The sequence below is a fragment of the Franconibacter daqui genome, from assembly GCF_014644275.1.
Lineage (GTDB): Bacteria > Pseudomonadota > Gammaproteobacteria > Enterobacterales > Enterobacteriaceae > Franconibacter > Franconibacter pulveris.
The window spans coordinates 79,820-104,592 of record NZ_BMKJ01000006.1 but is presented as its reverse complement, the minus strand read 5'-3'; the positions used below and the strand labels follow the sequence as shown (position 1 = coordinate 104,592).

Sequence of the window (24,773 nt, the reverse complement as noted above, 5' to 3'; positions counted from 1 at the left end):
GAGAAAAACAAGAAGCCCGCATTAAGCGGGCTTAGTTGAATTCTGTACCTTAAGCTGAGCTTATTACGCCTCACTAAAAAGAAGAGTTTTATTCAGAGAATTAATAAACCTTGTAATCAATTATTTATTCTTCTTTTATCTGTTGTTCTTTTATTGTTCCATCCGGCAGTTGAATATATTGCCTGGCACCGATGTAGATAAATGTTTTCTTTGTTACGTCACCCATGATTGACATAAGCTCATTTTTCTTAACGCATTTGGTTTCGCTTTTGATTGAATCAAAACATAGATAATCGTCTTGTGAAATGCCAGATATAAAATCTTCTGCAGGCAATTTTTCATAACCTTTTCCAAAGTCCATAATAGACAACGAAAAATAACCTTGATCAGGTATCAGGGCATGATCTTTTTCTAAAAGATGCTTATTTTGTTTCCACCATTGCAGCCTGAGCTTGTCAGAAGGAGGGAGATCTTTGACTAATACTACGCCATCTCCGGTACGTTTTATTTCGGTGTTATAAAAAGGCGGCCAAAAATAAAGTAGTGCGATTATGATCACGGCTGCTATTATAGATAAAAATACTACTGGCTTACGCATGATTCTCTCCAGTAATAGTGATGCGGGCTTCCATATTGGTAAAAAAGGGCTTGTAGGCCAGTTTCTCAAAACGCTGAATAACGAACCATATACCAAATAGCTTCCAATATTTGAACAGGGTTTTAGTCATGTCATCGGTATCCAGTCCAAAGTGATCCTGGCCTTTGAAATGTAATACTGCAGTATATCGGTTATTATCAAAGTTGAGAGATTCAAGAGTGATTTTAGTGCTGTTTATTTCGTGGATGCTAATACCTAAACCATTAATGCGGTCGGAAAATCTATCAAATTTAGGAAGATGAGATTTGTTTATTTCATTGGCAAAGTGCCTTGTTTGTAACCCGGAATCCCAGTCTGAAAAGGTATCTAGCGTTCGTTTTATCCTGTTGATAGTGCTTCCCGAAGAGTTATCACCTTCAATCATTTTCTTATAGGCCTGATTCATCTGCACATCGTGAAAATCTTTACCATTGCAATACTGCATATGAGTAAACAGTCTGTGGATAATACCAGTATAAGGCCCCCAGAACGCAAATCTTCCGGCTTCGAACCGAAGCTGATCGAAGAGGATTGCGGCGGCCTGCTCCTTGCTCAGTTTCGGCATGTTGCCATAGGCCGGAATAGTCATCTTCTGGAAGGTATAGCAATCTACCCGTTCAGAGACCTGGAAAAGGCCAAAGCGCGCTTTAAGCATTTTTTCAGTCAAATCGCCATACTTCATGTCATCTGCGCAACGATCGTTGAATGGCTTGCGGCTGTTAAAAATTATCAAAGGTTGGTCGATACCGCGCATGTTAAGCAAATCCTTTGGCTATGCGGTTTAACGATACGCTAATTATACAGATACGTTCGCCTGGCAAAATAGCGGACGTGGTATCAGAGCGACGCGTTGTCAGATAACAGGGGATAGGTGAGCAATAATGCAGTCAGTGGTGAAAAGCAAAAAGCCCGCATTGAGCGGGCTTTTTTGAATTTGGCTCCTCTGACTGGACTCGAACCAGTGACATACGGATTAACAGTCCGCCGTTCTACCGACTGAACTACAGAGGAATCGTGTGAACGGGGCGCATATTAATGGCGCCCCTTTCAGGTGTCAATGCTAAATTTAACGCGTTGATTCAACTGGCTATTTATAAGGCAGTTTGCTGATTTAATGCACCTGCCGCTGAACGTGGTCGCTGCCTGTATCAGAAAGCCGCAGCCGGCGCAGCGGGTCCTGGCCATAGAACTGCGTAAAACGCTGCCAGAGCGATGGGAAGCGCGGCGCAAACAGTTCCGGCGCGCTGAAGAAATATTCCGACAGCACGGCGAAGCATTCCGCCGGATCCGTTGCCGCGTAGGCGTCAATACTGGCCGCATTCTCACCCACCAGATCGATCTCGTCCTGAATATTATTCATGGCGGCATGCAGATCGTGCTCCCAACCTGCCACTTCACGCAGCGGAATGAACGGAATGCCGCTAGCCCGGTCGCCGTTACGCGTATCGAGTTTATGCGCGACTTCATGGATAACCAGATTAAAACCGGAGGCGTCGAAAGAATCCTGAATATCCAGCCAGTTAAGCACTACCGGCCCCTGTTGCCAGCTCTGGCCGGCGTGTACGACGCGCTGGCTGTGAACGAGACCAATATCATCTTCCCACTCGTCATCGACGATAAAGGGCGCCGGGTAGATAAGTACTTCGTGAAAACCATCGAGCCAGTCGAGTCCCAGTTCCATCACCGGCAGGCAGAAGAGCAGGGCGATACGGGCGGTCTTGAGGGAATCAAGCTCAAAGCCTTGTAACGGAACCAGGCGTTTTTGTTGAATAAAGCGTTCGGCGAGCCGCACCAGCTTGTTCTGTTCATCCGCGGATAAACCCGCCAGCAGAGGGATAGCGAGCGCCTTTTCCCAGGGCATCGGGTCATCATGCGCGTCGTCGTTTGCTTTCCAGGGCCACTTAATCATCTTATCTGCTCGCAAAGTCGTCACTTGAACAAAATCGAAGGGGCAGGGTCTGTTAAAATGCCAAATTACCTGGCATCATGGCAACCACCAATACTTCAAGCACTTACCGCCTTAATTTTCAGTGATAAAACTCTCGTTGAGAAAAACTGCAGAAATCCGCTAAACAGCAATTCTCGCCCCATTTGTCCTGCTATCTTATTCCCTGGTTGTATTCTCTTCCATCATTCAGGTTTATGTTTTATCGCTACGGGCTACCTTCGGCTAACAGTCCACGTGCGCACGCCTTGTAGTGGCAACCTTACGGCCCTCGTTTTTTGGTTAAATCTGGTACTAAAGTGCCAGTAGGTGTATTATTTTGGACGCAAAATGGTGCCGGCGACACCGCTTTTACGCTTTTAGTATGCGTTGAAATAGTTACGCCATGAAATAAATATCACGTTGCAGCTGATGCGGCGGCTATATGAATGGGCGTTTTAGAAATGCGCCATAGAGATTATTTTTGTGCGGACAATGCGTGCTCTTTTAAATAAAAATGTGAATATCATTAAAAATGAAAAGTAGCCTGATAACACTAAAAAAATGGATTGCGCATAATTCCATTCATATCGTACAGGGTGTCTCAGCATGAATGGACTGGTTGATATTTTTGCGACCTATCTTTATGGCTTAAAGTTTATCGCCATCGGGCTGGCTTTAATGATGCTTATTAGCGGCCTGGACGATCTCTTCATTGATATAGTCTATTGGGTAAGAAGAGCAAGGCGCGCCGTCACTGTTTACCGGCGGCATAAGCCTATGGATTACCAGGCGCTTTATGAGCCTGATGAAAAACCTTTAGCCATCATGGTGCCTGCATGGAATGAAACTGGCGTCATCGGTAATATGGCAGAGCTTGCCGCTACCACGCTGGATTATGAAAATTACCATATTTTTGTGGGGACTTATCCAAACGATCCTGATACCCAGCGCGATGTAGATGAAGTCTGTGCGCGTTTCCCGAACGTGCATAAAGTGGTGTGCGCTCGACCCGGACCTACCAGCAAAGCGGATTGTCTGAATAATATTCTTGATGCCATCACACAATTTGAGCGTAGCGCTAAATTCGCCTTTTCTGGCTTTATTTTGCATGATGCTGAAGATGTTATTTCACCGCTTGAGTTGCGCCTTTTTAATTATCTTGTCGAGCGTAAAGATTTAATTCAAATTCCTGTTTATCCCTTTGAACGGAAATGGAACCATTTCACCAGCATGTCTTATATCGATGAGTTTGCCGAACTTCATGGTAAAGATGTGCCGGTGCGTGAAGCCATTGCCGGCCAGGTGCCAAGCGCAGGCGTTGGCACCTGCTTTAGCCGCCGAGCCGTTATGGCGCTTCTGGCCGACGGGGACGGCATCGCCTTCGACGTGCAAAGTCTTACAGAAGACTACGACATTGGCTTTCGTCTTAAAACTAAAGGAATGACGGAAATTTTTGTTCGCTTTCCGGTAGTGAGCGAATCAGAGGGTAATCAGCCGCGCCGCTTTCTCCAGCGGGCCCGCTCATCGAATGTTATCTGCGTACGCGAATATTTCCCTGATACCTTTTCTACCGCAGTGCGACAGAAGTCGCGTTGGATAATTGGCATTGTCTTTCAGGGGCTCAAAACGCATAAATGGAGCGCCAGCCCGACGCTGAATTACTTCCTCTGGCGTGACCGGAAAGGAGCAATAAGCAATTTTCTGAGCTTTACGGCAATGCTCATCATGGTTCAACTGGTGGCGCTATGGCTCTACCAACACCTCTGGCCGGATGCGTGGCAATTTCTCTCTATTTTCACCGGCGGCCCGTGGCTGATGACGCTACTGTGGGTGAATTTAGGGCTGATGATTAACCGTATTCTTCAGCGCGTTATTTTCGTAACGGTCTACTACGGACTCGGACAGGGATTACTTTCTGTCATCCGTCTTTTCTGGGGCAACCTGGTTAACTTCATGGCCAACTGGCGCGCCATCAGACAAGTTATTCAACACGGCGATCCCAGACGAGTAGCATGGGATAAAACCACGCATGATTTTCCAAGCGTAACCGGCGAGACTCGCGCCCTGCGACCGTTGGGTCAAATCCTTATAGCCCATCAGATAATTACTGAAGCGCAACTTGAGCAGGCGTTAATGAACCGTATACCGGGTTTGCATTTGGGCGGCTCGCTTATGTTGCAGGGTGTTATTACGTCAACCCAACTGGCGCAAGCGCTGGCAGAACAAAATGGCGTACGCACAGAGTCGATTGACGCCTGGGAAATTCCTGTCGCGCTGATTGCTAAGGTGCCCGCTTCCATCGCGCTGCGCTATGCCATACTGCCGCTGCGAATAGAGCGGGGCGTAATGGTGCTTGCCAGTGAAAATGGTATCGATCCGGTCTCTCTGGCAGCGCTTTCCCGTAAACTTAATTGCGAAGTGGAATATGTCATCGTGCCCCGGGGACAGGTTGTCACAGGCCTGAGGCACTGGTACGCGCGTTATCGCGGCCAGGACGATCGCAGCCTTTTGCAGACGGCGGTGAAAGAAGGGTGGATAAGCGAAGCGCAGTCAGAAGCTATCTGGCATCGTTTTGTGCCCCATCAGTTCCTTTTCGCCGAAGTACTCACTACGTTAGGGCATATTAATAGCTCGGCGATCAACGCGTTGCTATTGCGTCACGAGCGCAGCCACTTACCGTTGGGTGAATTTCTGGTGAAGGAGGGCGTTATTAGCCAAGAGACGCTCAGCCGGGTATTGTCGCGGCAACAGGAGTTGCAATTGTCAATGCAGACATTGCTGAGTGAAGCGGGTCTGACGACGCAGCAGATGGCAGCGCTGGAGCAGGCGGCATGATAATGCGTATCCATTCTCACCGCCTTTTAACGTTTTTTATTGCTTCACTTCTCAGCGGCAGCGTACTGGCGCAGGAGGACACCACCGAAACCAGCGCCGCAGCGCTTGGGCTGAGCGATTGTCGCTATTTCATCATCTATCCTCATCTGGAAAAGGCTTTAAGGGCGCAAAAGCAAAATGATGAAAAAACTGCGCTGCGTGAATTTGAAGAGATACGTCGACGTGAACCCAATAATGTTCAGTTAACGCTTTATCAGGCAGAAGCGCTTCGCCATTTTGGTCACAATAAGCAAGCATCGAGTCTGCTTTCGCAGCAATTAAAACAGCACCCCGACAATAAAAAACTGGCGCAAAGCCTGGCGGCGATACCTGTTGAGCCTGTGTTGGTAACATCTGTGCCGGAGTTACTGGCGCAACAGCAGCGATGCGATGAAGAACCTTCTGTTCGCTGCCGCAGCGAAACAGGACAAAACGCGTTGCGACTCGGTGAGATTCAGATTGCCCGTCAGCAGCTTCGCGATCCGGTGTTTGCCGCGCATTCGCTCGGTGAGGCGCTGCGTAATGACACGCTGCAACGGGCAATCTACCTGAAACAATGGGACATAGCAGACACGCTTTTCTCTGAACGCTTTCAGCAGCAACGCCTGAGCCCCGCTGAGCAAGAACAATGGTTTACTGTATTACTTGCCGCGCATCAGGATGAGAACCTACAGGCCCGGCAATCGCAGGGGCTTTTCAACAGCCCTGAAAATCATCTCGCTTATGCCGCAACGCTTGTGCAACGGGGCGAGACAGCGCTTCTGCAACGCTTCCTCGCGCAGCGACAGCCTGTTTTCCATACGGCTGAACAGGAAAAACGGTGGATTTATTTACTGTCACGTTTCAGTGTTCATCCGCAAGAGGCGCTGGCGAACTATAACGCGCAGTTTAGTGAAAATCGGTCATACATAGCGGGTGCAACGCTGCCAGGGCTGCTGAAGTCTGGTCATTACGCCGCTGCGCGCCAAATGCTGGCCGGACTGCCCCAGGATGCGTTTCTGCAAGCGCGTTATGAATTGAGCATAGCAAGTCATAACAGCCATGAAACGCTGCAACTGGCTCAACGTCTCTATGCGCGCTACCCGCATGATTTGCAGCGCCTGGATGCGCTTAGCTGGCAATTGATCCAGGCGGGGCAATCGCAGGAGGCAGCGCAAATTTTACTGCAGCGCTATCCGTTCCAGGGTGATGAAAAAATAACGCTCAGGTTATTGATGCGGCTCGTTGAGCTATTGCATGAGCATCCCCAATGGGCATCTGACGCGCAGAAAACAGAACTCTCGAAGCCGCTTCACTCTTCCGTTCAACGGCGCTTGCAAAGCCAGTTGCCGTGGCTCGTGGAGGATTGTTCAGCCCTGAGTAGCCTGCTTGGTGATATGTCTCCAGCCTATGACGCGGCGTCGTGGAGCAGGTTGGCGGCCTGTTATCGCGAAACGTTACCCGGCGTGGCGCTCTATGCCTTTCAGCAAGCGGCAGCCCATTCGCCCGATGTCTGGTACCACCGGGCGGTGGCGTATCAAGCCTACCAGGTTCAGGATTATGCTGCTGCTATGCGCGCCTGGAGGAAAATACCTGTTAACGAGATGAGTAATGCGGATCTGGTTGCGGCGGCAAATACAGCTCACGCGGCGCAAGAGCAGGATATGCTCTATCGCTTGTTGGAGGAAGAGAAACAGCGTGGGTTGGATAACAGCGAGCATTACTGGTGGCTTCATGCACAACGCTACCTGCCAGGAGAGCCTGAAAAAGCGTTAGCTGATTTCAATCGCGCGTTGGCAATCGGGCCTTCGGCGCAAGTTTATGTTTCCCGTGCCAGTATTTACCGTCTGCAGGGCAACACCCGCGCGGCGATTGATGATTTACGCCAGGCGCTGACAATGGAGCCGCAAAACGCATCGCTTCAGGCGGCTTTGGGATATGCGTTATGGCAAGACGGTAACGCGGTTCAGTCGCGTGTTTTGCTTGAGCAAGCTTATAAGGCGATGCCGGACGATCCCGCGCTTATTAAGCAACTCGCTTATGTGAATCAGCGGTTACAGAACGTCTCGGCGGCGCAATATTATGCCCGCCAGGTTATTGATGAAATTAATGACGACGCGGAACTCGCACCGCCGACAGCTGAGCAAAAGCAGCAGCGTTTTGCTTTCAGACGACTGCATGAAGACATTGCGCGACGCTGGAGTTTTACGTATGACAGTTCCGTCGGCCTGCGCTCTGGCACTCTTAATTCAGTGAATAATAACCTTAACGACGTATCGCCAGGGAAGAGCTACCGAAGCTACGGCCAGCTTGAAGCGGAATATCGTGTCGGCCGAAACCAGTTGCTGGAAGGCGACTTGCTCTCTGTATATAGCCGCCTGTTTGCCGATACGGCAGGATCAGGCGTAGCGATGCCCGTAAAAAACCCCATGATTGGGGCAGGTCTGCGCTGGAAACCGCTGCGGGAAACGGTTTTCTTTCTTGCCATTGAGCAACAGGCGCCGCTTGATAGCCATCACGGTGAATCGGATGCCATGCTTCGCGCCAGCGCCTCGTTTTTCAATAATGGTCGTTTCAGTGATGAGTGGCATCCGAACGGGCCAGGCTGGTTTGCGAACAATCTTTATCTTGATGCTGCACAGTATGTGCGGCAAGACATTCAGGCATGGACCGTTGATTATCGCGTCAGCTGGCATGAAAAAATAACCGATGGGCAAACGCTGGAGCCCTATGCCCATTTGCAGACCAACGGTTACCGTAATGGTGAAACACGGGGGGCGCAGACTGGCGGCGCGGGCGTACGATGGAACATCTGGACCGGCGAAACCCGATACGATGCCTGGCCGCATAAAGTAAGCCTGGGCCTTGAGTATCAGCATATCCTGAACAGCGTTAATCAACGTTCGGGCGAGCGCAACAATGTCTTTGTTACGGTTGGAGTTCACTGGTAAATGAATAAATGCCTCTTTTTGTTATTTCTTTTACTGGTGAACGCGCCCTCATTTGCAATGACAGGCATTTTCTGGCAACCGCAATTGCGAGATAACCTTGCAAGCGACACGAGCTGGCAGTCATTGATGCAAACGCTGCGTCAGCAAGGGTTTGATACGCTGGTAATACAGTGGACGCGCTATGGCGAGGCGTTTGCTAACGAAACCGAACGCGCTCTTCTGTTAAAGAAAGCGCAGGCGGCGCGTCAGGCGGGGTTGAAGGTTATCATAGGCTTAAATGCCGACCCCGATTTCTTTACGCGTCAGAAGCAGCCGCTTGCCGCGCAGGCTAACTACTTAAATCGCTTACTCGTACAGGATCGTCGCCAGGCGAGGTTATGGGCCAAAACCATGGGTTTTCAGCCGGATGGTTGGTACATCAGCGCGGAAATAGACGATAGTAACTGGCGTGATAAAGCGGCGCGGGGGCAGATGACCAAGTGGTTGAGCGATACGCGTCGCCAGTTGGTCGCCGTTCTGCACAAGCCCGTTTATATCAGCAGCTTTTTTTCCGGCAACATGTCGCCGGAGGGCTATCGTCAACTGGTCGCAGATATAGAAGAGACAGGGGTAAACGTTCTTATTCAGGATGGCGGCGGCGTAGGCAAACTTAACACAGTACAGCGCGAACTTTATTTACAGGCCAGCGCTGGATGCGAAGTAAAAACACCTGGCAGCGGCATCGTTTATGAAATCTTTACAGCCAATCCTGGCAAGGTTTTTAGCGCGCAACCCAAATCGGCAGGACAAATTCAGGAGCTGCTGGAAAGACGTTCGTTGTGTGGGAAAAACAGACTTTATTTCTCGCTACGCTATTTGCCAGCCGCAAAAAATGTTCTCCGTAATGATTAACGCGTCGTCAAAAAAACATTAAAAAGCTCGCTAAAGGCTGGCAATAAAAAAGCCCGCACGGCGGCGGGCTTTGGCGTCAGCTGATTGTCAGAACTGGTAAACCATACCTACGCCAACGATGTCATCGGTGGCGATGCCATTGTTGCGGTAGAAGTTATCTTCTTCTTCCAGCAGGTTGATTTTGTAATCAACATAGGTAAGGAAGTTTTTATTCAGATACCAGGAGGCGCCAACATCGGCGTATTTGACCAAATCTTTATTAAAATATCGGCCATCATACCAGACGTCTTTGGCTTTTGATTGCAGGAAAGCCAGCGACGGACGCAAGCCAAAGTCGAACTGGTATTGCGCTACCACTTCAATGTTCTGGGTTTTATCTGCGATACCGCCGCCAAGACGGCTGTCGCTGCTGCCATACGGGGTCATGTTGCGCGTTTCAGCAAAGGTTGCGGCCAGATAAAGGTTATTCGCGTCATATTTCAAACCGGCTGCCCATGCGTCCGCACGCTCGCCGCCAGCATAAGCGCTCTTTCCACGGCCAGCATTAGCCTGAGCGGTAGTGCGGTCGGCAGAAGAGTAAGCGGCTGAGGCGGCAAAACCCATGCCAAAATCATATGTGGTCGATATGCCGAAGCCGTCGCCGTTCTGGCTGGCAAGGCTGTTGTGACCCACACCTGCGCCTTCGTTGCCTTGACCTTCGCCTTCGTTGTTGCCCTGGTATTGCAGCGCGAAATTCCAGCCTTCCACCAGGCCAAAGAAGTCGGTATTGCGATAAGTCGCCATGCCGTTGCCGCGCCCTATCATGTAGTTATCGTGATAGGTGTAAGAATCGCCGCCAAAGACCGGCAGCATATCCGTCCAGGCTTCCACGTCGTAGATGACGCCATAGTTACGACCATAGTCGAAGGAGCCGTAGTCGCCATACTTCAGGCCGGCGAAAGCCAGTTTGTTATAAGAAGTGTTGTCGCTTTCAACGCTGTTGGCCATGAGCTTATAGTTCCACATGCCATAGCCGGTAAGATCGTTGGAAATTTGCGTTTCGCCTTTAAAACCCAACTCTATATAGGTGCCGTCGCCATCATCTCCTGGATTGTCGGAGAAAGTGTGCCGCGCGTCGACTTTACCAAAGAGGTCTAATTTATTGCCGTCTTTATTATATATTTCTGCAGCGTGAGCCGTGCCCATCGCTAATAAAGCGGGGACGAGCAATGCCAAAACTTTTCTCTTCATTATCAATATCCTTATAATCATAAATACCATGAATGGCACTTTTCATTTAATGCCGGGCAGGATTCTATCCTTAATTCTTATAATTTCCGAAAGAGAATCTGTGAGGGGGAAGAGTGAAAACAATAATTAGGAAAAAGTTAAGAAGTTATTTGGATAATAAATGATTGTGCTTTTGTTATTCGTGGTGGAAATTAGAAATAAAGTTAAGCTCTGGTGGTTTGTTAACCTGGCTTACATATCAATAAGTTGAATTTGTTAAAGGCGCTCCTGCGCGAACGTTTTTTTGTCAGATAAATGTGTCTGCTCAACGCTGTTTCTGCCTTTATTTATTCCCTGAACCGACACTGATGTGTAAAAGACAGTGTTGCCAATAAGCGGCAGATAAAAATAACCGGTGCGTTTTAACCGCTTTTCTGAATAACTTTTCTGTAACAAAGCGCTTTTATCCTCCGTGATGCCGGATGACGCGTAGGTTAGCGTAGACGTCCTGGTTGATCAGGAGCATTAGCGTCAATAGTGATGATGTATGAAGCCGTCGCGTGGGCTACGTCTTGATAAATTTGTGATCTGCGTTACAAATAATAAACGGGCCCGCAGCGCAATCAGGAGTACCTATGACCCTATCCCACTGGCAAGAGCGTTTCGAGGTCTGGTTCAACCAGAGCTGGTTGCAGGATGATAAGGCGCATGACGTGGCGCACTTCAGGCGCGTATGGAAAACCGCGCAGCAAATTATGCAGGGCACGGAAGCCGACCGTCTGGTGGTGCTCGCCGCCTGCTATTTTCACGATGTCGTTAACCTGCCTAAAAATCACCCCGAACGGCATCTGGCTTCCACGCGCGCCGCCCAGGAAACCCTGAACATTCTGGCCGAACACTTTCCCGATTTCCCGCACACGCTTTATGACGATGTCGCTCATGCCGTGCAGGCGCACAGTTTCAGCGCCGGCATTGCGCCGCAAACGCTGGAGGCGAAAATCGTCCAGGATGCCGACCGGCTGGAGTCGCTTGGCGCAATAGGCCTCGCCCGCGTCTTTTACACTTCCGGCGCGTTAGGACGAGCGCTGTTCGACGGCGAGGATCCGTTGGCGATGGAGCGTGAACTGGACGACGCCGCCTGGGCGCTGGATCACTTTCAGAAAAAGCTGCTGACTTTGCCGGATACCATGCAGACCGAGGCGGGCAGGGCGCTGGCGCATTACAACGCCGACTTCCTTGTGCACTACATGGCGAAGCTGTGTGCTGAACTAAAAGGCGAATATTGCCAGCTTGATGAAGACGTATTGCGCCGCTTCAGCAGGCTGTTGCCCTGAAGACGCGCTAACCGTCGTGGCGGTCCATTTTGTGTTACTCTGTCAGATATTCGTTCTGTATGGCTAACGCAATGCTGGAAAATCAATTTGTTATTGACGAGGTCGCCTGCCCGCCCGTCGGGCGCTCTCTTTTATCGCGACTGCTGGAAATCTACGACGTAAAAACCCTGGTTGCGCGTCTTAATGAGGCGGGGGATAAAACCTGGAGCCGGGCCATACTGAAACGCGAACTCACCCGCGAAGCGGAGCAAACGCGCCTGACGCCGCGCGAAGAGGCGTCGCTAAGCGCGCTGCTGCCTGCGCCGCCGAAACATCATCCCCATTACGCCTTCCGCTTTATCGACCTTTTTGCTGGCATCGGCGGCATTCGCAGCGGCTTTGAAGCCATTGGCGGGCAGTGCGTCTTTACCAGCGAGTGGAACAAACACGCCGTCCGCACTTATAAAGCTAACTGGTATTGCGACCCACAGGCGCACCGCTTTAATGAGGATATTCGCGACGTTACCTTAAGCAACCGCGTCGAAATCAGCGATGAAGAGGCCGCGGCGCATATTCAGGCGACATTGCCCGATCACGACGTTCTGCTGGCGGGTTTTCCGTGCCAGCCTTTTTCACTGGCGGGCGTGTCGAAGAAAAACGCGCTGGGCCGTGCTCATGGTTTCGCCTGCGAAACGCAGGGCACGCTCTTTTTTGATGTGGCGCGCATTATCGCCGCCAAACGCCCGGCTATTTTCGTGCTCGAAAACGTGAAGAACCTGAAGAGCCACGATAAAGGCAACACGTTCCGCATCATTATGGAAACGCTGGATGAGCTCGGGTATGAAGTGGCGGACGCGCGCGAGATGGGCGCAGGCGACCCGAAAATCATCGATGGCCGACATTTCCTGCCGCAGCACCGCGAGCGTATCGTGCTGGTGGGTTTTCGCCGCGATCTTAACTTGCATGCGGGGTTTACGCTGCGCGATTTGCCCGCCTTTTATCCCGAACGTCGTCCCGCCTTTGGCGAACTGCTCGACCCAACGGTTGACGCCCGCTATGTGCTGACGCCGACGCTCTGGAAATACCTCTACCGCTACGCGCAAAAGCATCAGGCGAAAGGCAACGGCTTCGGCTTCGGCCTGGTCGACCCGCAAAATCCGCTCAGCGTGGCCCGCACGCTTTCCGCACGCTATTACAAAGACGGCGCGGAAATCCTGGTCGATCGAGGCTGGAACAAGCCGCTCGGCGAAGAGGATTTCGACCATCCCGATAATCAGCAGCGTCGGCCGCGCCGCTTAACGCCCCGTGAATGCGCGAGGTTAATGGGGTTTGAGCTGCCGCATGAGCACCGCTTTCGCATTCCGGTTTCCGATACCCAGGCGTACCGGCAGTTTGGCAACTCCGTCGTGGTGCCTGTGTTTGCCGCGGTGGCGCAACTGCTTCGTCCCCGCATTTTACAGGCAGTAAAACAACGACAGGAGTAACCCTATGGCGGATGTGCACAGCAAAGCGATACGCAGTAAGAACATGCGCGCCATCGCTACGCGCGACACCGCCATTGAAAAACGACTGGCCGGGCTGCTTGGCGAAGCAGGTTTCGGCTTTCGCGTGCAGGATGCGGAACTGGCGGGCAAGCCCGACTTCGTGCTCGACGACTACCGCTGCATTATCTTCACGCACGGCTGCTTCTGGCATCATCACGACTGCTATCTCTTCAAAGTGCCCGCTACCCGTACCGATTTCTGGCTTGAGAAAATCGGCAAGAACGTTGAACGCGACCGTCGCGATATTTCGCGTCTGCGGGATGAAGGCTGGCGGGTATTAGTGGTCTGGGAGTGCGCCCTGCGGGGCCGGGTGAAGCTTTCTGACGCGGCGCTCAAAGAACGGCTGGAAGAGTGGATTTGCAGCGGCGGCGCGCAGGCGGAAATCGATACGCTCGGCATCCACGCCACAGAGCGCGAGCGGCCTGCGCCGCCCGCCTGAAACTATTTCTCAGCTTTACATGCCACCACTGTCGGCTTTGCCGGCAGCAGATATTTCCCTATCGTTACTAACAGCACGGCGAGAATAATAATCCCCAGCGCCAGCCACTCAATAGCGGAGAGGTTTTCGCCGCCAAGCCCGGTGCCAAGCAGTACCGCCACTACGGGGTTAACGTAGGCGTAACTGGTGGCGATCGCAGGCGAAACGTTGCGAATAAGATACATGTAGGCGTTAATGGCGATAACCGAGCCGAAGAGCGCAAGATAGCCTACGGCAAGGAAACCCGAGAGGTCCGGCATCGTCGTTAGCTTTTCGCCCGTCAGGAAAGAGGCTGCCATTAGCACCACGCCTGCGCAAAGCATCTCAACGGCGCCTGCCATCATGCCGGAAGGCAGTTCGATGCGCGAACCATACACCGAGCCAAACGCCCAGCTCAGGGAGCCGATTAAAATCAGCAACGCGCCCCAGGGGTTGCCGTTGAGGTTGCCGCCGCTGTTCAACAACACAATGCCCACAAGACCGATAGCTATACCGAACCATTCGAGCTTGCGCGTCGGCAGGCCAAAGCAGCGACTGAAGATAAGCGTAAACAACGGCACGGTGGCGACCATGACGGCGGCAATACCGGAAGGCACATGCATATGCTCCGCCACGGTAACAAAGCCGTTGCCTACCGCCAGCAGCAGCACGCCTATCAGCGCGGCGTTCATCAGCGGACGGCGAGCGGGCAGCTTGTGGCCGGTCAGCAACAGAAAAGCCATGAGCAATAGCCCGGCAGCCAAAAAGCGAACCCCGGCCATCATAAACGGCGGCCAGCTTTTCACGCCGATGGCGATAGCAAAGTAGGTGGAACCCCAGATGATGTAGAGCGCAAAAAGCGCCCCAAGCAGCGGCAAAACTTTAGCGAAACGCATACTCCCTCACGACATTGATAAAGAACGCTTATAGTGAACGACAAAAATATTGTCGAGGCGAGGTTTTTAATTGTTTATTTCTGATGAATTTTTTGTTGATTTTATGGAGAATTTTCCGCGCTCAGGCTTTTGTTCCATAATTACCTTTCCGATCACAAACAAAGGATGAATATTTTGGCTGGAAGTAGTCTTTTAACGCTGCTGGATGATATCGCCACGCTGCTGGATGACATTTCGATGATGGGCAAACTGGCGGCAAAGAAGACCGCAGGCGTGCTGGGGGACGATCTTTCACTGAACGCGCAGCAGGTAAGCGGGGTGCGCGCTAACCGCGAGTTGCCCGTGGTCTGGGGCGTGGCGAAGGGGTCGTTCGTTAATAAGCTTATCCTGGTGCCGCTGGCGCTTATCATCAGCGCGTTCGCGCCCTGGGCTATCACGCCGCTGCTGATGATAGGCGGGGCATTCCTGTGCTATGAGGGCGTGGAAAAAGTGTTGCATAGCATTGAAGCGCGCAAGCACAAGGAAACGCCTGAAGAGCGCCGTCAGCGGCTGGAAGCCATCGCACGGCAAGACCCGAAAGTTTTTGAACGTGACAAAGTCAAAGGGGCCATTCGTACCGACTTTATTCTGTCGGCGGAGATCGTCGCCATCACCCTTGGTATCGTAGCGGAAGCCCCGCTGTTAACGCAGGTCATGATCCTTGCAGGCATCGCCATTCTGGTGACTATCGGCGTTTATGGGCTGGTGGGCATTATTGTGAAGCTTGACGATCTCGGTTACTGGCTTGCCGATAAAACCTCGACGCTGGCGCAGGCCGTGGGCAAAGGGCTGCTGGTGACGGCGCCGTGGCTGATGAAAGCGCTGTCGGTGCTCGGCACGCTGGCGATGTTTCTGGTGGGCGGCGGCATTGTGGTTCATGGCCTTACGCCCGTGCATCATGCTATCGAACACTGGGCGGAGCAGGGCGGTCATATCGCGCAGGCGGTGGTGCCGACGCTGATGAACCTGGTGCTCGGCTTTATCATTGGCGCTGTCGTGCTTGCCGTTGTAAAAGGCATAAACCGCCTGCGCGGCAAAGACGCACACTGAGAATTTTCTGGTTTACATGCTGTAAGCCCGGCAATGGTCGCGTTCTTTTACTATCTTGTAAAAGTTTTCACCCCTGAGAAGGAGGCAGATATGGTCTTTTTAGTCAGCGATGAAGTTAAGCGTAAAAACGGCGGCCCGAGCATGGTGGTTACGGGGTATTCCAGCGGCATGGTCGAGTGCCGGTGGTACGACGGCTATGGGGTCCAGCGGGAAGCTTTCCGGGAAGAAGAACTGATCCCGGGTGAAAAGCAGGCGCGTGAAGAACGCCGTTAACGATAACGCCCGGTTTGAGCCGGGCGTTTTTGCAGGCTGTTCGGACGGCAGGCTAGCCAGCGCGCAATGCTGGCGGATAAAGTAGAAAGACAAGTAAAACCGGGAATAGCCTGTTAATGCAGGGAGCCTGCTGGTGCTTAAGAGAACGTTAAATCCAACCCGCTTTCGCCATCCTGGTCGGGTCGTCAATCTTTGCTTTGCGATAGTCTTACTCTGCTCCACGCTGCTGACCTGGCGTGAAGTGGTTGTGCTGGAAAACGCCTACCTCGCCGGGCAGCGCAACAGCCTCGACACCATCGCCACTGCGCTGGACAGACACTTGCAGTATGGCGTCGACAGGTTGCTTTTTTATCGCTCCGCCATGGAAGAGGCGCTGGAAGCGCCCGTCATCACGCCTTCTCAGGAGGCGCTGGCAGCGTTCTTCGCACAGCGCGACAGCGAGGGCTGGCTGCTCAACGTAAACGATAAACGCGGCGTCCCTCTGCGCGGCGTTTCGGATGATTATGTTGAACAGAACCCTTACCTTAACCGGGAAGAGGAGCGGCTTAACCAGGAACTGACCGCCGCTTCTGAATTCAGTTATCTGATGAACAGCGCGAGCGCCGACCCGGCGCTGCAGCGCAATATGTTTTATACCTCCCGCGCCGGTTTTTATTTAAGCCCTGCGGCGCAGGAGCAGGAAGAGGCGCGCATTCGCGCCCATTATCACCGGCTGGTCAACCATCCCTATTTTTCCGCCCATTCCAAACGCAGCAATCCTACGCGCGGCGTACGCTGGACGCACAGTCAGTCTCCGGTTGATCAGGCCGACCGCTCCCTTACCGCCAGCGTGCCGCTGGACCATGAGCAACGCTGGTACGGCGTGCTGGCGCTGGATTTTAGAGTGGATGCGGTGACGCAGTTTTTACTGGAGTCGCTGGAAGAGGATCATGAGGCTGATATCGTCCTTTATGACAGCCACTTTCAGGTCATAGCCGCTACGAAATCGACCACTCACCGCGGGCGCCTGCTCAGTGCCGAACAGAAAACGAAGCTTGCCCAAATGATGAAAAAGGCTACCGAAGGGGATTACCGCCTGGGAGCGCGATTTATCAGCTGGGCGCGGCTGAGCTATTTTGACGGCGTACTGGTGCGGGTGGATACGCTGGCCCAGAGCGCCAGCGGCGAGTTTGGCAAAATCACGCTGGTGCTGGCGCTATTGTGGCTGCTTTTTACCAGCATGCTGATTTTCTCCTGGGTGGTTATCCGCAGGATGGTGCACGACATGTACCAGATGCAGCATCATCTTCAGTGGCGCGCCTGGTACGATACGCTGACCCGGCTTTATAACCGCGGCGCCTTTTTTGAACGGGCCAAAAACGCAGCGGCGCGCTGTCGCGAGCAAAACCAACCCTGCGCCGTTATCCAGCTCGATCTGGACCACTTTAAAAGCGTCAACGACCGTTTCGGCCACCAGGCGGGCGACCGTGTGCTTTCCCATGCGGCGGGGCTGGTGAGCCAGACGCTGCGGGCGGAGGATATCGCTGGCAGGGTTGGGGGTGAAGAGTTTTGTATATTGCTGCCCGGCGCAACGCGCGACGAGGCGGAGCGCGTTGCTGAACGCATTCGCACCAGGCTGAACGCCCGGGAAATCCTGATAACGCAGAACACGACGCTGCGCATCAGCGGGTCGCTGGGCGTCAGCGGCGCGCAGGAGGAGGGCACCTATGATTTCGAACAACTGCAGTTAGTCGCGGACCGCAGGCTCTATCTGGCGAAGCAGAACGGGCGCAACGGCGTGCGCGCCCGGGACTAACGCTTCGCAACGAAGTGCTCAAGCCCTTCGTTCCAGCCTTCAGGCCCGGCAAGCTGCGTGCGATAAACCCGCTGCGGATCCTCGTTTTGCAGAATCACCCCGTGACGGCTAAGCCCCTTGACCACGACCGCGTAATCGACATTATCCAATAGCAGGGCGTCGTTGGGGCCGTCGCCCAGCCCAAGGGTGGTGCGCAGTTTGCCTTCGCGTTGCTGGTATTGCGCCTTCAGCCAGTTAACCGCCTCGCCTTTGCCGCATTGCGCATCTAAAACATGCCAGAAGCGCCCGCCTTCCTGAAGCACCAGCCCAGCCTCGTTGAGCTGTTTCTCAAACGCCGCCAGCCGTTCATCAGTATCACGCCAGATAAGGGTCTGAGAGGCCTCAAGCAGTCGGGACATCGCCGCGAGCTTCGGGCTGAGGCCGGTCCACTCGGCAATGGTTTTATCGTCTACATCATCAAAGCTAAAAAGCTTATAGGCGTGCTGCTGACGAAGCTTTTCAATGACGGCGAGGATAGTCTCGTGATCCGCGCCGCAGCGCAGGCGAGGAAAGTCCGGATGATCGCTCCAGCTTTCATCAAGCTGGATCACCGCGCCATTTTCAGCGATAAACGGTAATCCCTGCAGCCCCATCTCCTTTTGCAGGGTAATGATCTCCGCAGAGGTTTTGCTGCTGGAGAGCACCACCGGCACTTGATTATCAACAAGGCGGGACAGCCAGCCCTGCGCCGCCTCCCAGGCGTGGGTATTAGGGTCGAGCAGCGTGCCGTCGAGATCGGTGACAATCAGCAGGCTGTCGTTAAGCGGTAGTTGCGGCATGTCGGCTCCTTGTCTTGCGTGTAAAAGCAAATGTTGCAGAAAAGTGATTGACCAGGAATAGTCTCAAAAAATTCACGCCTGTAAATGGGCAAGGTTGGGATCGTTTTTAGCCAACAGGCTTCGGCCAAGGCCTGGCGTAATAATCACTGTTTTTAATATTCGGAATGAATTATTCATCGGCTAAATATATTCTTGTCATGCAAAAAAATTGCCTATATGTTGATTGCCGACATCAGATTTCCTGGTGTAACGAATTTTACGTGCTTCTTGCATTCGCAAGCTTATCCCGGCCCCCCAGGCCGGGATTTTTTATTTCAGCGGTTGAGCTCGCTCACCCTGAAATCCTGAATATCCAGCTCGAACGCGTCGGCAAGTTCGGTGTAAGTGTGGTAATCGCGCCCATCCACGCTTACCCGTTGCGGGTCGTCGCTGCCGTCCACCCGCTTTACTTCGCTTTCGCTGATTTCATTGATGGCAGCCAGCAGCGCATCCACATCCACTTCGGCGTCGCGATGCGCGCTGTCGCTGTCTGGCTTCATCGTTTTCATCACCGTCACCCTCCGGTTGTGTACCCTGATAAGTATAGACGCTCGCAGGCGGCGCTAAATATCGCACCGGCAGCGAGTTTTGTTCTAAACTGGCACGAAGGATCACTGGAGGAACGGTTATGAATATTAACGATCGGGTTACTGTCAAAACGGACGGGGGTCCGCGTCGCCCGGGTGTCGTGCTGGCGATTGAAGAATTTAACGAAGGAACAATGTATCTGGTCTCGCTGGAAGATTATCCTTTGGGAATTTGGTTCTTTAACGAGAAAGGACATCCAGACGGCATCTTTGTAGAAAAAGCCGAATAACTAACGCTGCCCTCATTTGAGGGCGGTTTGCTGTTGGGGCTGAGCCAACGCAAGCGGATAGCGTTTTTGTTGTCTGCCGTGAGACGATGCTGCGGGCAAGGAGCAGGGTGTAGGGTACAGAGTCAGGGGTCAGCGCATATTAACGAAAATGCCGTTAGTGACATTATCCGTTAGCCGGACCACATGATAAATAACTTGCTTATTATGGGTTTTTATTTTGCGTTTGATATTGCCTTTATGCGAGGAAACCGTCTTCGCTTTGATATTCATCTGGTCTGAAATCTGAATCGTTCCTTGCCCCGACATCCACATCCGTAACATGCTTGATTCAGTGCGGCTTAACGAAAGTGTAGGCAAATTAATATGACTGATGCATTGCATATCTTTTGCCAGATATTCGCCAAGAATGCTGTCCAGCGATTCGGGCTTAATTGACTTGGAGCTAATTAATAAATTTTTGCGCACCCGCAGATATTCATCAAAATGGATATTAGCGATAGCCATAAAAACGATAAATAAGGTGCCAGGATGTTGATTGATGACCTGCTTAATTTGTAAGCTGCTTGGCGCGTCGTGAATAAAGCAGTCTTCGTTAATAAATACCACATGAGGTTCTTTGCTCTGGCACGCTTCTTCCAGCGCTTCGACCGTTTCGACGTGACAGATTTGCCGCTTTCTGACTCCCCGACTGGCAAGGTAGCCGGTTAGCCCAAGCCGCGTATAGCTGCATAAATCCATAATAATCGTTGACATAGCATACCCTCACTAAACGCGTTATCCGTTAAAGCACAACGATTGCTTCACCACTAGCCTGAGAACGACCGCCGTTCTGCGAAGACCAGCAATAACGAGATAAAAACTGCATAAGCAATATTCGGTTAGCAGGTCGGACGACCTGGAACAGCGTCAGGGAAGTCATTCAGGCGGACCCACTATCCCGTAAAGTTAGGTATAATTTGCCAGGAATGTTCTTAAAGTAAAGTAAATGTTGTGAGTTGTGAGCAAGGTAAAATCTTTAATTTCCCGCTGTGCTTTAGCTAAGCGGGAGAATATATTTTCTTTTTTAGGATTATCCTCAAAAAACCATTTTGTTGTGAGGGTTAATTATTGGCGGGTATTTCGCTGACAATATCTGAAAGCAAATTAAAAATTTCGCTAAATAGGTGTTCGCAAAACGGAGCGATGAGCGGCATTAAGGCAATGATAACCATCATGCCAATTGACAAGGTGATGGGAAAACCTATCACAAATACCGACAGCTGCGGCGTCATGCGGTTTAATAAACCGAGCGCCAGGTTGAGCGTCAGCAAAAGCGTCACCAGCGGCAACGCCAGCATTAAGCCGTTGAGAAAAATGAGTCCGCCCGCGCGGGCCAACGCCATAAACGCATTACTGTTTAGCGGTTCGCCGCTAAACGGCAGGGTATGGAAGGTATCCGCCAGGATTGAAATCAGCCACAGGTGGCCGTTAAAGGTTAAAAATAACAGCATCGCCAGCATATCCAGCAGGCGGGCCAGAACAGGCATGTTGAGATGGCTGGCCGGGTCAAAAAAGGTCGCGAAGGAAAGCCCCATCTGCAGGCCGATTATCTCGCCTGCGGTACGCACGGCGGCAAAGGCGAACTGCATGGTAAAGCCCAGCGCGATACCAATAAGAATTTGCTGCAGCGCAAGCCAAAAGCCCTGGGCTGAGAAAATCGGCACCTGCGCTGGCGTCAGCGTCGGCGCGATGACTATCGTAATCAGCAGCGCGAGACCTATCTTTACCCGATTGCTAATGCTGCGCTCGCTCAAAATCGGCGCCGTAGAGACCAGCGCCAGCACGCGCAAAAGCGGCCAGAAATAAAGGTTCAGGTAATGCAGCCACTGATCGCTGGTGAAATGGAGCACCCGATACTCCGTCAGCCGATCATATACGGCAGGTTAGTAAAAAGGGTGCGCATGTAATCCAGCAGCAGGTTGAGCATCCACGGGCCTGCCACCACCATTGTGACAAATACGGCGAGGATCTTCGGGATGAAAGAGAGCGTCATCTCGTTTATCTGGGTAGCGGCCTGCAGGATACTGATAATCAGGCCCGTCACCAGCGCGACCAGCAGCAGCGGGGCAGCAAGGGCAAGGGCGACTTTCATCGCTTCTGTGCCCATCATCATGACCGATTCTGGCGTCATGGCATCCTCTCCTAACTGTAGAAGCTCTGAGCGAGCGAGCCGACCAGCAACTGCCAGCCATCCACCAGCACAAACAACATGAGCTTAAAGGGCAGGGCGATGGTTGCGGGCGGCACCATCATCATACCGAGCGCCATCAGCACGCTCGCCACCACCAGGTCGATGATGAGGAACGGAATAAAGACGGTGAAGCCAATCTGGAAAGCGGTTTTCAGTTCGCTGGTAACATAGGCGGGCAGCAAAATGCGCATTGGTACGGCTTCCGGCCCGGCCATCTCCGGCGTTTTCGCCAGCCGGGCGAAGAGAGCGAGATCCGCCTCGCGGGTCTGGCGCAACATAAATTCGCGAAGCGGCTGCGCGCCTTTTTCCAGCGCCACTTCCATAGAAATTTTATTTTCGCTGAACGGCTGATAAGCGTCGGTATAAATCTTATCAAGCACCGGTGACATGATAAAAAAGGACAAAAACAGCGCAAGGCCCAGCAGCACCTGGTTCGGCGGGGCGGAAGGGGTGCCAAGCGCGTTGCGCAGCAGGCCGAAGACGATGATGATGCGCGTAAAGCTCGTCATCATCAGCAACACGGCTGGCAGGAAGGTGAGCGAAGTGATAAACACCAGCGTCTGCACCGGCAGCGACCAACTCTGGCCGCCGCCCGCCAGCGGCTGGCTCACCAGTCCCGGCAGTTGCGCCATAGCAGGCGCGGCGAAGAGGCTGAGCGCGCCCAACGAGAGATAAACCCAACGACGCATTACTTTCTCCCGTTGCGCTTAAGCAACGTTTTCATCAGTTGTTGAAAATCCGCGCCCGGGACCGGGGCGGTAGCTTCTTCCGTTACCGCTTTCGGCGGCAGGGTATGAAGGTGCGTAATCTGGCTTGCCGTCACGCCCAGCACCAGCCGGGCGTCTTCGACATCGACAATCACAACCTTTTCGCGGTTGCCGAGGCTTACGCTGCTGCTGACTTTCAGCTCGCGGTTACCGCCATGCTTCGGTGCAAAGCCAACGCGTTTGGCGACCCATGCCGCCAGTAAAATCACCAGAATGATAAGCGTTAGCGCGCCGCTCACCTGGATAAGCGATGAGCCAGCGGAGGGCAGAGGCTGGCTAACCGTGGAGGTGGTTTTCATTACCGGCTCAGACGACGCATACGTTCAGACGGAGTGATGATGTCGGTGATACGCACGCCGTATTTATCGGCGACCACCACCACTTCACCCTGGGCAATCAGATAACCGTTGATCAGAATATCCAGCGGCTCGCCGGCCAGGCCATCGAGCGCCACCACGGAACCCTGCGTCAGGCGCAGCAGTTCTTTGATGGTCATCCGGGTGCGGCCCAGCTCCACGGTGAGCTTCACCGGGATATCCATAATCAGATTGATATCCTGCAGCGCGCCGGTGACGTCGCCGCCTTCCAGCGCGCGAAACACGCTGTCGGCCGCGCTTTTTCCGGCGGTTTTTTGCTCGCTAAGCGCATCGGCCCAGAGATCGTCTGCTGAGCCGCCTGCGCTTTTTTGTTCGTTCAATGCGTCAGCCCACAGATCGTCCATGCCTGCGTTGTCGTCGGACGGTTTGTTGATGTCACTCATTTGGGCTGTTCCTCATTCAGCGAATTCAAAATAGGGTTGATCAAATGTTCAACGCGCAGCGCGTACTGTCCCTGCACGGTGCCGTACTGGCTGGTCAGTACGGGTACGCCGTCGACATGCGCCAGAATGCGATCCGGTTTATCAATGGGCAGCACATCGCCCGGTTTAAGCTTCAGAATTTTCGACAACCGCAGCGGGATTTCAGCGAAGTTCGCTATCAGCTCCAGCTCGGAGTGCTGCACCTGGCGCACCAGGGTGTCGCGCCAGTGCTGGTCTTCCTGACGGGAGTTCTCCAGCGGCGGGTTAACCAGCAGCTCGCGCAGCGGTTCAATCATGCTGAACGGCAAACAGATATTAAACTCGCCGGTCAGGTTGCCAATTTCTACGTGGAACGGCGTGTTAACCACGATGTCGTTCGGCGAGGTGGTGATATTGGTAAATTTCACCTGCATTTCCGAACGCACATACTCCACATCCAGCGGGTTGATCGCTTTCCACGCGTCGCTGTATGACTCCAGCGCCAGCTTCAGCATGCGCATAATCACGCGCTGTTCGGTATGGGTGAATTCACGCCCTTCCACCTTGGTGGGGAAACGGCCGTCGCCGCCGAACAGGTTATCCACTGCGATAAACACGAGGCTTGGAGAGAAAACCACCAGACCGGTGCCGCGCAGCGGTTTTAAATGGATAAGGTTGAGGTTCGTCGGCACCGGCAGGTTGCGGGCAAACTCGTGGTAAGGCTGAATGCGAATCGCCCCCACGGTGATATCCGGGCTGCGGCGCAGCAGGTTAAACAGCCCCATACGGAACTGGCGGGCGAAACGCTCGTTAATAATCTCCAGCGCCTGCAGGCGCTCGCGCACGACGCGACGCTGGGTATTAGGATCGTAAGGACGAACGTCGCCATCGCTCGCCGATACCTTCTGTTCGGCGCTTTGTTCGCTGTCGCCGTTTAACAGCGCGTCGATTTCGGCCTGGGAAAGAATGCTATCGCCCATGGGGTTACCGCAGAATAAAGGCAGTGTAAAGCACGTCGGTCACCACCTGCTTCGGCTGGCCGGTCACCAGCGGCGGCGACAGCGTCTCTTTAATGGCGGCTACCAGCTTCTGCTTGCCTTCATCCGTGGCAAGCACGTTGGCGTCCTGACGGGAAAAGAGCAGCAGCAGGCGGCTGCGCACTTCCGGCAGGTAATCATTAATGCGCTGGCGCGTCGCTTCGTCTTGCAGACGCAGCGTAACGCCGATATAAAGCACGCGGTCAGCGTCGCCCAGGTTCACCGTAAAGGTGTCGAGCGCAAAGAAGACCGGGGCCGGCGGCGGCTCAGGCTCCGCTTTGGCCGCGCTGGCAGGCTGCTGCTGCATGCGCCAGTAGCTGTAACCCGCCGTCGCACAGGCGGCGAGAGTGATAAGAACCAGCAACGGGATCCAGATGGAGCGTTTGCGGCTTTTGGTGATAGCGCTGTCAGTCATCAGACTCAGGTTTCCTGTATCGGTACGGCTTATGAGC

The 24,773-nt window shown here is 53.0% G+C and carries 25 protein-coding genes and 1 tRNA gene; 10 read left to right on the top strand and 16 right to left on the bottom strand.

The features are described 5' to 3' along the window. Positions 1-124: 124 nt before the first annotated feature. The 4 genes from IEX01_RS17815 to mtfA all read right to left on the bottom strand — a co-directional run bounded on the left by IEX01_RS17815 (position 125) and on the right by mtfA (position 2,546). Positions 125-598 carry a DUF943 family protein gene (locus tag IEX01_RS17815; protein WP_024560626.1) on the bottom strand — a complete coding sequence of 158 codons (474 nt, stop codon included), beginning with the start codon at positions 596-598 and terminating at the stop codon, positions 125-127. Then, positions 591-1,391 (bottom strand): DUF3289 family protein, encoded by an 801-nt coding sequence (locus tag IEX01_RS17810; protein ID WP_188724268.1) that lies wholly within the window; start codon positions 1,389-1,391, stop codon positions 591-593. The genes IEX01_RS17815 and IEX01_RS17810 overlap by 8 nt, the downstream gene beginning before the upstream one ends. Positions 1,392-1,572: 181 nt before the next feature. Beyond that, positions 1,573-1,648, bottom strand: a tRNA-Asn gene (locus tag IEX01_RS17805). A 100-nt stretch (positions 1,649-1,748) separates the two neighbouring features. Next, positions 1,749-2,546 (bottom strand): DgsA anti-repressor MtfA, encoded by a 798-nt coding sequence (gene mtfA / locus IEX01_RS17800; protein WP_188724267.1) that lies wholly within the window; start codon positions 2,544-2,546, stop codon positions 1,749-1,751. 624 nt (positions 2,547-3,170) lie between these two features. Between mtfA and nfrB the strand changes: the two genes are divergently transcribed. The 3 genes from nfrB to IEX01_RS17785 are packed head-to-tail and all read left to right on the top strand — an operon-like array spanning position 3,171 to position 9,259. Next, complete coding sequence (nfrB, locus tag IEX01_RS17795) at positions 3,171-5,399, top strand: cyclic di-3',5'-guanylate-activated glycosyltransferase NfrB (RefSeq protein WP_024560628.1); 2,229 nt, start codon at positions 3,171-3,173, stop codon at positions 5,397-5,399. Beyond that, the gene (locus tag IEX01_RS17790; protein ID WP_373289695.1) at positions 5,396-8,368 is read left to right on the top strand and encodes a phage receptor; all 2,973 of its coding nucleotides are present in this window, start codon (positions 5,396-5,398) and stop codon (positions 8,366-8,368) included. Before nfrB ends, IEX01_RS17790 begins: the two co-directional genes overlap by 4 nt. Continuing rightward, on the top strand, positions 8,369-9,259 hold the full coding sequence (locus IEX01_RS17785) for a DUF4434 family protein (protein WP_188724266.1): 891 nt from the start codon (positions 8,369-8,371) through the stop codon (positions 9,257-9,259). A gap of 87 nt (positions 9,260-9,346) precedes the next feature. Here the strand turns inward: IEX01_RS17785 and ompC are convergent, their stop codons facing one another. Beyond that, a complete protein-coding gene (gene ompC / locus IEX01_RS17780) occupies positions 9,347-10,489 on the bottom strand; it encodes a porin OmpC (protein ID WP_024558634.1) in 1,143 nt (380 codons plus the stop codon). A 614-nt stretch (positions 10,490-11,103) separates the two neighbouring features. Between ompC and IEX01_RS17775 the strand changes: the two genes are divergently transcribed. From IEX01_RS17775 to IEX01_RS17765, 3 genes are all read left to right on the top strand, one after another. Next, positions 11,104-11,802 (top strand): phosphohydrolase, encoded by a 699-nt coding sequence (locus tag IEX01_RS17775; protein ID WP_024558635.1) that lies wholly within the window; start codon positions 11,104-11,106, stop codon positions 11,800-11,802. Between the two features lie 71 nt (positions 11,803-11,873). After that, positions 11,874-13,265: a DNA cytosine methyltransferase gene (locus IEX01_RS17770; RefSeq protein WP_024558636.1), complete on the top strand. Its 1,392-nt coding sequence runs from the start codon at positions 11,874-11,876 to the stop codon at positions 13,263-13,265. 4 nt (positions 13,266-13,269) lie between these two features. Further along, positions 13,270-13,764 (top strand): very short patch repair endonuclease, encoded by a 495-nt coding sequence (locus IEX01_RS17765; RefSeq protein WP_188724265.1) that lies wholly within the window; start codon positions 13,270-13,272, stop codon positions 13,762-13,764. Positions 13,765-13,766: 2 nt separating this feature from the next. Here IEX01_RS17765 and yedA read toward each other — a convergent pair whose 3' ends face one another. Continuing rightward, positions 13,767-14,678: a drug/metabolite exporter YedA gene (gene yedA / locus IEX01_RS17760; protein ID WP_024558638.1), complete on the bottom strand. Its 912-nt coding sequence runs from the start codon at positions 14,676-14,678 to the stop codon at positions 13,767-13,769. A gap of 174 nt (positions 14,679-14,852) precedes the next feature. Here yedA and IEX01_RS17755 point away from each other — a divergent pair, with 174 nt between their 5' ends. From IEX01_RS17755 to dgcQ, 3 genes are all read left to right on the top strand, one after another. Continuing rightward, positions 14,853-15,767: a DUF808 domain-containing protein gene (locus IEX01_RS17755; protein ID WP_024560633.1), complete on the top strand. Its 915-nt coding sequence runs from the start codon at positions 14,853-14,855 to the stop codon at positions 15,765-15,767. Positions 15,768-15,857: 90 nt separating this feature from the next. Further along, positions 15,858-16,040 (top strand): YodC family protein, encoded by a 183-nt coding sequence (locus IEX01_RS17750; RefSeq protein WP_024558640.1) that lies wholly within the window; start codon positions 15,858-15,860, stop codon positions 16,038-16,040. A gap of 133 nt (positions 16,041-16,173) precedes the next feature. Then, positions 16,174-17,835 carry a cellulose biosynthesis regulator diguanylate cyclase DgcQ gene (gene dgcQ / locus IEX01_RS17745; RefSeq protein ID WP_229701871.1) on the top strand — a complete coding sequence of 554 codons (1,662 nt, stop codon included), beginning with the start codon at positions 16,174-16,176 and terminating at the stop codon, positions 17,833-17,835. Here the strand turns inward: dgcQ and IEX01_RS17740 are convergent. Beyond that, positions 17,832-18,653 carry a mannosyl-3-phosphoglycerate phosphatase-related protein gene (locus IEX01_RS17740; RefSeq protein WP_024560635.1) on the bottom strand — a complete coding sequence of 274 codons (822 nt, stop codon included), beginning with the start codon at positions 18,651-18,653 and terminating at the stop codon, positions 17,832-17,834. The two genes, dgcQ and IEX01_RS17740, sit on opposite strands and share 4 nt — an antisense overlap. Positions 18,654-18,967: 314 nt before the next feature. Further along, positions 18,968-19,201, bottom strand: a complete 234-nt coding sequence (yodD, locus tag IEX01_RS17735) for a YodD family peroxide/acid resistance protein (RefSeq protein WP_024558643.1) — start codon at positions 19,199-19,201, stop codon at positions 18,968-18,970. 119 nt (positions 19,202-19,320) lie between these two features. Between yodD and dsrB the strand changes: the two genes are divergently transcribed. Beyond that, a complete protein-coding gene (gene dsrB, locus IEX01_RS17730) occupies positions 19,321-19,509 on the top strand; it encodes a protein DsrB (protein WP_024558644.1) in 189 nt (62 codons plus the stop codon). A gap of 129 nt (positions 19,510-19,638) precedes the next feature. Here dsrB and rcsA read toward each other — a convergent pair whose 3' ends face one another. The 8 genes from rcsA to fliL all read right to left on the bottom strand — a co-directional run bounded on the left by rcsA (position 19,639) and on the right by fliL (position 24,736). Continuing rightward, a complete protein-coding gene (gene rcsA / locus IEX01_RS17725) occupies positions 19,639-20,262 on the bottom strand; it encodes a transcriptional regulator RcsA (RefSeq protein WP_024558645.1) in 624 nt (207 codons plus the stop codon). A 347-nt stretch (positions 20,263-20,609) separates the two neighbouring features. Continuing rightward, a complete protein-coding gene (gene fliR / locus IEX01_RS17720; protein ID WP_024558646.1) occupies positions 20,610-21,398 on the bottom strand; it encodes a flagellar biosynthetic protein FliR in 789 nt (262 codons plus the stop codon). Between the two features lie 11 nt (positions 21,399-21,409). Continuing rightward, positions 21,410-21,679: a flagellar biosynthesis protein FliQ gene (fliQ, locus tag IEX01_RS17715; protein WP_024558647.1), complete on the bottom strand. Its 270-nt coding sequence runs from the start codon at positions 21,677-21,679 to the stop codon at positions 21,410-21,412. An 11-nt stretch (positions 21,680-21,690) separates the two neighbouring features. Next, on the bottom strand, positions 21,691-22,428 hold the full coding sequence (gene fliP / locus IEX01_RS17710; protein ID WP_024560636.1) for a flagellar type III secretion system pore protein FliP: 738 nt from the start codon (positions 22,426-22,428) through the stop codon (positions 21,691-21,693). Then, entirely contained in the window at positions 22,428-22,805 is a 378-nt protein-coding gene (fliO, locus tag IEX01_RS17705; RefSeq protein ID WP_024558649.1) for a flagellar biosynthetic protein FliO, read from the bottom strand. Before fliO ends, fliP begins: the two co-directional genes overlap by 1 nt. Further along, positions 22,805-23,266: a flagellar motor switch protein FliN gene (gene fliN, locus IEX01_RS17700; protein ID WP_024558650.1), complete on the bottom strand. Its 462-nt coding sequence runs from the start codon at positions 23,264-23,266 to the stop codon at positions 22,805-22,807. Before fliN ends, fliO begins: the two co-directional genes overlap by 1 nt. Next, positions 23,263-24,264 (bottom strand): flagellar motor switch protein FliM, encoded by a 1,002-nt coding sequence (gene fliM / locus IEX01_RS17695; protein ID WP_024558651.1) that lies wholly within the window; start codon positions 24,262-24,264, stop codon positions 23,263-23,265. The genes fliN and fliM overlap by 4 nt, the downstream gene beginning before the upstream one ends. Positions 24,265-24,268: 4 nt before the next feature. Next, complete coding sequence (gene fliL / locus IEX01_RS17690; RefSeq protein WP_024560474.1) at positions 24,269-24,736, bottom strand: flagellar basal body-associated protein FliL; 468 nt, start codon at positions 24,734-24,736, stop codon at positions 24,269-24,271. Positions 24,737-24,773: the final 37 nt, after the last annotated feature.